The 10,046-nt window shown below is 71.6% G+C and carries 8 protein-coding genes and 1 tRNA gene; 3 read left to right on the top strand and 6 right to left on the bottom strand.

What is annotated here, in order from left to right:
• Positions 1 to 140: 140 nt before the first annotated feature.
• Entirely contained in the window at positions 141 to 899 is a 759-nt protein-coding gene (locus AOK00_RS25325; RefSeq protein ID WP_055602572.1) for an IclR family transcriptional regulator, read from the bottom strand.
• 434 nt (positions 900 to 1,333) lie between these two features.
• On the opposite strand from AOK00_RS25325, the gene AOK00_RS25320 reads away from it, so the two are divergent.
• Positions 1,334 to 2,407, top strand: coding sequence for an LLM class flavin-dependent oxidoreductase (locus AOK00_RS25320; RefSeq protein WP_055602571.1), 1,074 nt, complete (start codon positions 1,334 to 1,336; stop codon positions 2,405 to 2,407).
• Between the two features lie 297 nt (positions 2,408 to 2,704).
• Positions 2,705 to 4,339, top strand: a complete 1,635-nt coding sequence (locus AOK00_RS25315) for a glycosyl hydrolase family 18 protein (protein WP_055602570.1) — start codon at positions 2,705 to 2,707, stop codon at positions 4,337 to 4,339.
• 150 nt (positions 4,340 to 4,489) lie between these two features.
• On the opposite strand, the gene AOK00_RS25310 is transcribed toward AOK00_RS25315, so the two are convergent.
• Positions 4,490 to 6,463, bottom strand: a complete 1,974-nt coding sequence (locus tag AOK00_RS25310; RefSeq protein ID WP_063886658.1) for a putative bifunctional diguanylate cyclase/phosphodiesterase — start codon at positions 6,461 to 6,463, stop codon at positions 4,490 to 4,492.
• A 326-nt stretch (positions 6,464 to 6,789) separates the two neighbouring features.
• Here AOK00_RS25310 and AOK00_RS25305 point away from each other — a divergent pair, with 326 nt between their 5' ends.
• The gene (locus AOK00_RS25305; RefSeq protein ID WP_437441444.1) at positions 6,790 to 8,070 is read left to right on the top strand and encodes a M6 family metalloprotease domain-containing protein; all 1,281 of its coding nucleotides are present in this window, start codon (positions 6,790 to 6,792) and stop codon (positions 8,068 to 8,070) included.
• Between the two features lie 94 nt (positions 8,071 to 8,164).
• Here AOK00_RS25305 and AOK00_RS25300 read toward each other — a convergent pair.
• From AOK00_RS25300 to AOK00_RS25290, 4 genes are all read right to left on the bottom strand, one after another.
• Positions 8,165 to 8,238: transfer RNA gene (locus AOK00_RS25300), tRNA-Lys, on the bottom strand.
• On the bottom strand, positions 8,229 to 8,855 hold the full coding sequence (locus tag AOK00_RS36440; RefSeq protein WP_063886657.1) for a bifunctional DNA primase/polymerase: 627 nt from the start codon (positions 8,853 to 8,855) through the stop codon (positions 8,229 to 8,231). The genes AOK00_RS25300 and AOK00_RS36440 overlap by 10 nt, the downstream gene beginning before the upstream one ends.
• A gap of 186 nt (positions 8,856 to 9,041) precedes the next feature.
• Positions 9,042 to 9,398, bottom strand: a complete 357-nt coding sequence (locus tag AOK00_RS25295) for a hypothetical protein (RefSeq protein ID WP_055602569.1) — start codon at positions 9,396 to 9,398, stop codon at positions 9,042 to 9,044.
• Between the two features lie 144 nt (positions 9,399 to 9,542).
• On the bottom strand, positions 9,543 to 10,046 hold a 504-nt coding region (locus tag AOK00_RS25290), incomplete at its 5' end, for a TetR/AcrR family transcriptional regulator C-terminal domain-containing protein (RefSeq protein ID WP_254047492.1).

The following is a 10,046-nucleotide window of genomic DNA, read 5'->3' as shown; positions in this document are numbered from 1 at the left end:
GAGCTAGCGGCGCCTGCTGACAGAGAAAATACTACCCGGTCCCGCGGGGTGCTCATGACCACCCCGCGCGGCCGCGCCGTCGGGACCCCCGAATGCCCCGGATGCCGCGTGATTCCTCGGCTTCCCGGGGCCCGGGTCGCTCAGATCGCCAGCGCCATGACCACCGGCGCCGCCCGCCGGTTCAGCGTGTCCGCCGCCGAGCGCAGCCGGTGGGCGTGCTCGATCGGCAGGGAGAGGGCCAGGCAGCCCACGGCGGAGCCGGCCGTCAGCGGAACGGCCGCGCAGACCGTGCCCACCGCGTACTCCTGGAGGTCGAGCACCGGGACGGTCGGCGGCTGGCTGTCCAGCTTGGAGAAGAGGATCCGCTCGTTGGTGATCGTCCGGGAGGTCAGCCGGGCGATCTTGTGCCGGGACAGGTGGTCCCGGCGTCCGTTCTGGTCGAGCTGGGTGAGCAGGCACTTGCCGACCGCGCTGGCGTGCGCGGCCGAGCGGAAGTCGACCCACTCGTTGACCTTGGGCGTGCGCGGACCGTCGGCGAACTGCGTGATCTTCACCTCGCCGTCGATGTACCGGCTGATGTAGACCGCGGCGCCGACGGAGTCGCGCAGCTCGGTCAGGGTCTCCTGGAGCTTCGCCTCCAGGGCTTCCCGGCGGGTCATGCCGGAGCCGAGGAGGACGAGGGAGTCCCCGATCACGTACGCGCCGTCGGCGACCTGCTCGACGTACCCCTCGCGGCGGAGCATGAGGAGCAGCGAGGAGAGGTGGGCCACGGGCAGGCCGGCTTCGCGCGCGATCTGGACGTCCGTCACTCCGCCACCGTGCCGTGAGATCGTCTCCAGGACGCGCAAGGCGTATTGCACCGAGTGGAACGGCGCGGTGGGCTCGGGCTTCAGCGCCACGGTTTCCCCCTACCAGGTTGTGACCGCAAGCTTTCGTACCACGATAGCCGCCAAGCGCCGTTTACGGGGCGGCTGTTGGCGAGAATGATGCGGAGCATCCGGGCCCTGGTCTGGGGCGCACCACTCTGGCATATGCCCCCGTCATGAGTGGCTCGGAGAGTCTCAGGTCAGGGCCGTGCGCGAGGGGGTTCGCCCATGCGTTCGGCCCTGGGGGAACGTGAGATTTTTTATGGGGAAACGGACGCGGTGGCGGTCGTTCCGGCCGCCTTCCGGCCCCCTGCGATGGCCGAGAAGCATCGGAAGGCCCGCGCGGAGCCGCCGGAATAAACGGAGACACCCTCCTGTTGTCATCGGTTCCAGGCCGGTCCACGGGTCGTTCAGCCGATCCGTGAGTCGTCCATGAGTCCGTACGTGTGCCGAGGAGGGTCCCGAAGGTGACCGACGCTATTCGAGGAGAGGCGCGGGGCTCCGCGCCCGTGCCGCTGTCCGTGCTGGACCTGGTGACCGTCGGCAGCGGCCGGACCGCGACCCAGGCGCTCGCCACCAGCGTCGAGCTGAGCAGGCTCGCCGAGCGGCGCGGCTTCCACCGGCACTGGGTGGCCGAACACCACTCCATGCCCGGCGTCGCCTCCTCGTCCCCGGCGGTGATCCTCGCCCACCTCGCCGCGCACACCCGCCGCATCCGCCTCGGCTCGGGCGGCGTCATGCTGCCCAACCACGCCCCGCTGGTCATCGCCGAGCAGTTCGGCACCCTGGAGGCCTTCGCCCCGGGCCGGATCGACCTCGGTCTCGGGCGCGCGCCCGGCACCGACGGGGCGACCGCGGCGGCCCTGCGCCGGACCGCCACGCTGAACGAGGGCGCCGACGACTTCCCGGAGCAGCTCGCCGAGCTGACCCGCTTCCTGGACGACGACTTCCCGGACGGTCACCGGTACGCCCGGATCCATGCCGTGCCCGGCCCGGTCCAGGGCCCGAAGGGCCGGCCGCCGATCTGGCTGCTCGGCTCGTCCGGCTTCAGCGCGCGCCTCGCCGGCCTGCTCGGGCTGCCCTTCGCGTTCGCCCACCACTTCTCGGCCAGGAACACGGTCCCGGCGCTCGACCTCTACCGGGAGTCCTTCCGGCCCTCCGGGGTGCTCGACGCGCCGTACGCGATGATCGGCGTCTCGGCGCTCGCCGCCGACGAGGCGGCGCAGGCCCACCGTCAGGTCCTCTCCGGTGCCCTCGCGATGCTGCGGCTGCGGACCGGCCGGCCCGGTCTCGTGCCGACACCGGAGGAGGCGGAGGCGTACGGGTTCAGCCCCGCCGAGCGGGAGTTCGTGAACGACTGGCTGTCGAACATCGTGTACGGCACCCCCGACGAGGTACGCACCGGCCTGGACGACCTCAGGAAGCGGACGGGCGCGGACGAGCTGATGATCACGGCCAACGCGCACGGCGGGGAGGCGCGGCTGCGGAGCTACGAGCTCATCGCGGACGCGTACGAACTCCCCGAGCTTCCGGAGGAGTAGGGCGCGGCAGCTGTTCCGGGCCGGGGACGGCCGGGTAAAAACCCTGGTTCCCGCGGCCGGTTGGTTCCTGCACGGATCCGGCCCCGCTCCACCCCTAAGTGAACCTTAAACCGCTCGTCACCGATGGTGGCGGGCGGTTCCGTTTTGTGCTGCACGCCTCTGACGAGGCCTTTCTCCTTCGAATTGGTCTAGTCCTCAATCTGGTTCAGACCATTGACGTGCTGTTCACGTGCCGGTTATCACTGCTCCAGCTCCTGTACGGCACCACCCCCGCACTCCCCCCGATGGAGGCCGCACGTGCACCCCCGTAAGCCCCTGATCGCCGCGCTCCTCAGCACGGCCCTCGCCGCCGGCGCCCTCGCGGCGACCGTCGGCCTCGGCTCCGCCCAGGCGGCCGACACGACGACCGCTGCCGCTACGGGCGGTGTGCGCATCGCGTACTACGACCAGTGGAGCGTCTACGGCAACGCGTTCTACCCCAAGCACCTCGACACCCGGGGCATCGCGGGCCAGCTGGACGTCATCAACTACTCGTTCGGCAACATCCACCCCACCAACCTCACCTGTTTCATGGCCAACAAGGCCGCGGGTGACGACAACAACCCCAACGCGGGTGACGGTGCGGGCGACTCGTACGCCGACTACCAGAAGTCCTTCAGCGCGGCGGACAGCGTCGACGGCGTCGCCGACACGTGGAACCAGCCGATCGTGGGCGTCTTCAACCAGTTCAAGGAACTGAAGGCGAAATACCCCCACCTGAAGATCAACATCTCGCTCGGCGGCTGGACGTACTCCAAGTTCTTCAGCGACGCGGCGAAGACGGACGCGAGCCGCAAGAAGCTCGTCTCCTCCTGCATCGACCAGTACATCAAGGGCAACCTGCCGGTCGAGGGCGGCTTCGGCGGCGCCGGCACGGCGGCCGGCATCTTCGACGGCATCGACATCGACTGGGAGTACCCCGGCTCCTCCGGCGGCCACCTGGGCAACCACTACGCCCCCGAGGACAAGCAGAACTTCACGCTGCTCCTCGCCGAGTTCCGCAAGCAGCTCGACGAGTACGGCGCCGCCAACGGCGGCAAGAAGTACCTGCTGACCTCGGCCCTCCCGGCCGGCCAGGACAAGATCAAGTACATCGAGACCGACAAGATCGGCCAGTACTTGGACTACGCCAACATCATGACGTACGACATGCACGGCGCCTGGGACGGCGACGGGCCGACGTACCACCAGTCCCCGCTGTACTCCGGCTCGAACGACCCGACCGACCCGATCGCGCCGGGCACCGAGAAGTACTCGATCGACAACGCCATCGACTCCTGGATCGACGGCAAGCCCGCCTACGGCATCGCCGGCGGCTTCCCCGCCAACAAGCTGACCCTGGGCTACGAGTTCTACTACCGCGGCTGGAAGGGCGTCCCGGCCGGTTCCGCCAACGGCCTCGCGGGCACCGCGACCGGCGGCTCCAACGCCCGCCCGCTCAGCCAGCAGGCCGGCATCGCGCACTACAAGGAGCTCGGCGGCATCGTCGACAACGCGTCGACGACCTTCTGGGACGACCAGGCGAAGGCCTCGTACTTCTACAAGGACGGCGAGTTCTTCACCGGCCTCAACCAGCGCTCCATCCAGGCCCGGGTGGACTACGCCAAGCAGCGCGGCCTGGCCGGCGCGATGATGTACTCGCTCCTCGGCCTGGACGAGAACGCCACCCTGCTGAAGCAGATCAACACGGCGCTCGGCTCCACCACCACCCCGCCGACGACCCCGCCCACGGGCTGCGGCTCGGTCCCGGCGTACGTGGCCGGCACGGTCTACAACGGCGGCACGGTCGTCTCCCACAACGGCCGCAAGTGGCTCGCCCAGTGGTGGACCCAGAACGAGGCCCCCGGCACCACCGGCGAGTGGGGTGTCTGGAAGGACCAGGGCGCCTGCTGAGGCCCTCACCCGGGGAACCCCGGGTGACCCGCTGAACCCCGCATGAACCACTGCCCCCGCCCGGAATGTCCCTCCGGCCGGGGGCAGTTCCATCTCTCCGGCCGGAGTGACGGTTCCGTCTCCGAGGCCCGTACACACGACGTACGGGCCTCAGACCGGCAGCGGCTCCGCGCCGATCAGCTCCGCGATGCGGTCCGGCGCCACCGCCCGCGAGTACAGCCAGCCCGGCCCCGTGTCGCAGCCGATCCTGCGCAGCCGGCTCGCCTGCCCCGAGGTCTCGACGCACTCGGCGGTGACCGTCAGCCCCAGCCGGTGGGCCAGCTGCACCAGCGCCTCGACGATCAGCTCGTCGGCCGGGTTGGCGTGCTCCTCGTCCTGGAAGCCGCGGACGAAGGAGCCGTCCAGCTTGAGCACGGAGACCGGCAGCCGGCTCAGATAGGCCAGGTTCGAGTAGCCGGTGCCGAAGTCGTCGATCGCGATCCGCACGCCCATGTCGCTCAGCGCCTGGAGCGCCTGGAGCGGCCGGCCCGCGGAGCCCATCACGGCCGACTCGGTGAGCTCCAGCTGGAGCAGGTGCGGGGCGAGCCCCGTCTCCGCGAGGATGCCGGCCACGTCGGCGACCAGGTCGGAGTCCCAGACCTGACGCACCGCCACGTTGACGCTGACGAAGATCGGACGCTCGCGCGGATGGTCCTTCTGCCACTGCCGGGCCTGGCGGCAGGCCGTGCGCAGCACCCAGCGGCCGAGCTCCACGATGGAGCCGTCCTCCTCGGCGATCGCGACGAACCGATTCGGCGGAAGGACGCCGAACTGCGGGTGGTTCCAGCGCACCAGCGCCTCCACCCCGCGCACCGCGCCGTCCGACAGATCCACCAGCGGCTGGTACTCCAGGGCGAACTCCCCGCGCTCCACGGCCGGGCGCAGGGTGGAGGAGAGCGCCTGCCGGGTCATCCGGTGCGCGTTGCGCTCCGGGTCGAAGAGGGTCCAGCGGGCCTTGCCGTCCGCCTTCGCCCAGTACAGCGTGGTGTCGGCGTCCTGCATCAGGGCCGTCGCCGTCGTGCCGGACCCGGAGCGCTCGACCACACCGATCGAGGCGGAGACCGAGAGCCGCTGGCCGCCCAGGTCGAAGGGCTGCTGGAGGGCGCACAGCACCGAGCCGGCCAGATCGGCGAGTTGCTCCGTGCCGGTGGAGTCCTCGACCAGGACCGCGAACTCGTCCCCGCCGAGCCGCGCCACGAGATGGCCGCCGCTGCGGGTGTAGCCGTCGCTGTCCGCGCACTCCGTGAGGCGGGCGGCGACGGCGGCGAGGAGCCGGTCGCCGACGCGGTGGCCGAGGGTGTCGTTGACGGCCTTGAAGCCGTCGAGATCGAGGTAGCAGAGGCCGATCCGCCCTGTTCTGCCATACCCGTACGACTCGTACGACGAGCTGATCGTTTCGCCCGGGCACACCGCGCCCACCGTGCCCGCCGTGCCCCTCGTGGCGGCGGTGGCCGAGGCGCTCGCGGTGCCCGCGATGGCCGCGGCGCTCGCGTTGTCCGCCGCGTCCTGCGCCGAGGCCTCCAGAGCCGCCGAGAGGCGCTCGAAGAACAGGGCGCGGTTGGGCAGCCGGGTCACCGGGTCGTGCATCTGGAGGTGCCGCAGTCGCGCCTGGAGTTCGCGCCGGTCGCTGATGTCCGCGATCGACAGCAGGACGCGGCGGCTGTCGGGCACGGGGGTGACGGTGACCTCGGCCCACAGCGAGCGCCCGTCGGTGTGCTTGAGGCGGCGGGTGCAGCGGAAGCGGGAGCGCCTGCCGCGCAGCACCTCGCGGTACGCGTGCCAGGTGCGCCCGTCGGACGCGAGGTCGACGAGGTCGGCGGCGGCCTGCTCCCGGAGCGCCTCCGGCTCGGCGCCGAGGAGGGTGCCGAAGCATTCGTTGGCCGCGACGACGACGCCGTCCTGGTCGATGACCGCCATCGCGAGCTGGGCGACGCGGAACGCGGCGCGGTAGTCCCGGAGTTCGGAGGGGGAGCAGCCGACACGTGGCTCGGCGCCGTACGGCGGGTGACGCTCCGTGAGTGCGGATTCCGCCGCGCGCGTCTCCGGCGGCTCTGGGTGCACCGGTCCTTCGGGGGTTCCGCTCACCGCTCGCTCCCGTAGTGCAGTCGGGCCGGTCACATGTGGTCGGGACGGTCGGCCAAGGAAGAGTGTGCCGATCATAGAGCCCGTACGGGGGAGCCTTCCAGCTTCGAGGCGCCTGCGGGGAGCGACCGAAGCTGTGAGACCGGCCACCGTGACGCCCCGCCCGATCGTTTCTGCGCGGGTCTGACACGGGTCGACGCCGACGTGACCGAATGTGACTTTCCGTGAGCTGAAGCGCGTCCGTGTCGCGTCGACCGCGTGGCGCACCCTCACCCGACCGGGGCAGCGGAAACGTGCGAAATGCCGCAAATCGTCACAAGGTGGGTGGAGTGTTCCGCATTCCCGATCCGGAGGTCCACGTGAGGGGTCAGCAGCCACCCGGGCGAGTGGACCGCTCGCGGCTCCGCGCCGGCGCGGCGGCCCTCACCTCGTTCGCCGCCCTGGCCGCCACCGGGCTCGTCGCCGGCCCCGCCGCCGGCGCCCCCTCGGCGAGTCCCTGCGCCCTGCCCCGTACCGCGGCCCATCACTCGCTCGGGCTCGACACCTGGAACGGGTCGTATCCGCGCCCCGACCGCACCCTCGACGCGGTCATGATCTTCCTGTCGTTCCCGGACGCCGAGCCGCTCATCGAACCGGCCGAACTCACCGCCGACCACTTCCCCGCCACCAGCGAGTACTTCACCCGCGCCTCCTACGGGCGCTTCGTCCTGCGCCCGCACCCCCAGAGCGTCTGGACCCCGATGCCGAAGGAGTCGAGCGCGTACGACATACGGCGCGACTGGGACGCCGGACAGCGCGCCGCCTACCTCCGGGACGCGATCGGCGCCGCCGACGCGAGCGTCGACTTCTCCCGGTACGACATCGTCTACCTGGTCGCCGACCCGGACGCGCCCGGCGTGGACTCCGACGCGACCAAGGTCGTCAACCTGGAGAGGCCGATGGAGGTCGACGGCACCGAGATCAAGCGGGTCGTCACCGTCTTCGAGCGGCATCCGCCCGACCGGAACGTCCTGGCCCACGAGACCGGGCACGTCTTCGACCTGCCCGACCTCTACCACCGTCCGGCGGACGGCAAGGGCGACTGGGACACCCATGTGGGTGACTGGGACGTCATGGGCAGCCAGTTCGGACTCTCCCCGGACCTCTTCGGCTGGCACAAGTGGAAGCTCGGCTGGCTCTCCCGCGCCGAGATCGCCTGCGTTCAGGGGACGGGTCCCCGGATGGTGAGCCTGGAGCCGACCGACGCCCAGCCGGCGCCCGGCGCCAGCCTCGGCACCCGGCTCGCCGTGGTCCGCACGGGCCCCGACAGCGTCCTCGCGGTCGAAGCCCGGGGCAGCGCCGGGAACAACGCCGAGACCTGCACCGAGGGTGTGCTCGTCTACCGGGTCCGGGGCGGCGCGGCCTCCGGCGACGGCCCCGTCGAGGTCGTCGACGCGCACCCGCGCACCGAGGCCTGCTGGGACCGCTCCGTCTACCCACCGCTCGCGGACGCCCCGCTGGAGGAGGGCGAGACGCTGACCGTGCCCGGGACGGGGGTACGGGTGGAGGTCGCGGAACGCACCAGGACGGGTGCCTGGACGGTCAGGATCACCCCGCCCGCCGTCGACTGAGCGGCCGGACCGGAACCACCACGCGGAAACACGTCACGAACATGCCGGGAACACGAAGAAGCCCCTCGCTTCCGCGAGGGGCTTCCTCTGTCTGTGCGCCGCCAGGGACTCGAACCCCGGACCCGCTGATTAAGAGTCAGCTGCTCTAACCAACTGAGCTAGCGGCGCCTGCTGACGTCGTAGACATTAGCACCCGGATCGGCGGGAGGAAAAATCGATACCCTCACGTCGGCGGCGGAAGCCGCCCGGACGGCCCGCACACAGGCCCAGAGCACGACCTCGGGGCCGGGCAGCCAGGGGTTCCGGGTGTCGGGCGCCACCAGCCAGCGGGGCCCGCCGGGGCCGGACGGCACCAGCGGCGGCACGGTCACCGCGTCCCCGATCCCATGACAGAGCGGCCGGGGGACGGCGTCACCCCACTCCTCCCAGTCGAGCAGGGCCGGCAGCCGCTGGGCCGTGCCCGGCGCGGCGAAGAGCATCATCCGGCCCCGGTGCACGGCGACGGGCCCCGAACCGGGGCCCTCCTCCCACAGCCGGTCCAGCATGCGGCGCCCGAAGACCGGGTCCACGTTGACGACGTCGAAGACGGCCCCGCAGGGCAGCGCCGCGGGGGAGGCCGGCCGGGACTCCCAGCGGGTCAGCGCGGCCTCCCGGCTCCCGGTGGCGGAGGCGAGCCAGGAGGCGCCGTCGGCGGTCACCCGGGCGGTCTGGTGACGTCCCTCGTCACCCTCCCGGAGGAACCGGAAGATGTCGTGCTGGGTCTCGTCGCGCGTCCACGTCGTCATGTGTCCAGGTCTACCGGCTGTCACGGATCGGTCGCCGAGAGTTCACGGAATTCCGGACACAGGGGGAGGGCGAGGAGTATCGTGCACCCCCGGCATATGCCAGGTGTGCTTTTTCGGCCACGGACGACGGAGCCCTCCGGATGGCCCACCGGGGGACCGCCGGAGGGCTCGACGACGCCGAGTGGCTCAGTCCTCCGCGGGCCGGCCGTTCGTCCTGATCAGGTCGCGGCCGAACTCGATCATCTTCCGGGCGTAGTCCTCGGTCCACTGCGCCCGCTCGGCCACGTCCGCCGGCGTCAGGCGGTCGAACCGGCGCGGATCCGCCAGCTGCGCCGCCGCGATCGCCTGGAACTCGGTCGCCCGGTCCGTCGCCGCGCGGAACGCCAGCGTCAGCTCCGTCGCGCGGGACAGCAGCTCCCGCGGATCCTCCATCGACTCCAGGTCGAAGAAGTGCTCCGGGTCGGCGGTCGCCTCGGCAGGCTCGAAGACCAGCGGTGCCGGCCTGAGCCGCCGCTGTCCGCTCCGCTCCGCGGGTTCCGCCATCGTCGCTCTCCTCTTCACGCTCACGGTCACGCTGTACGCTCCGGCGCGTCGCGCACCGGCTCCTCGCACACGGGCGGCCCGGAACCCCGGGCCGTCTTCCATTGTCCCGCGCCCCGCAAGAGGGCGTCGGGGGCCGGGGCGTGGTCAGTCGTCGAGGCCGCGCAGGAGCAGCCGCAGGCCGCCGAAGAACTCCTGGTCGGGGCCGACCTCGCCGGCCGTCCGCGCGGTCTGCGTCAGATACGGGAACCGGTCCTCCGGCAGCGCGGCGATGGCCGAGGTGCCGGCTCCGGCCAGCGGCCCGAGGTGTTCGAGCTGGATGGCCCCGGTGACGTACGCGTGGAGCGCGCGCAGGGCGACGACGCGCCGCGCGCCGTCGATGCCGGCCTCGGTCAGGATGCCGAGGATGGTCTCCGACCAGAGCAGTCCGCCGGGTGCGCGGTGCCGGTGGGTGAGGGTCAGCTGGACGGCCTCCGGGTGACGGACGACGGCGTCGCGCAGCCGCCCGGCCATGGTCTCGATCCGGTCCCGCCAGGGCGCGTCCGGGGCGGGCGGGCCGGTGTCGAGGTCGCCCAGGACGCGGTCGACCACGAGCCCCTCCAGCTCCTCGCGGTCGGCGACGTAGCGGTAGAGCCCCATGGGGCTCATGCC

The organism is Streptomyces aureus (assembly GCF_001418135.1).
GTDB classification, from domain to species: domain Bacteria; phylum Actinomycetota; class Actinomycetes; order Streptomycetales; family Streptomycetaceae; genus Streptomyces; species Streptomyces aureus_A.
This window is presented reverse-complemented; position numbering and strand designations above follow the sequence as displayed.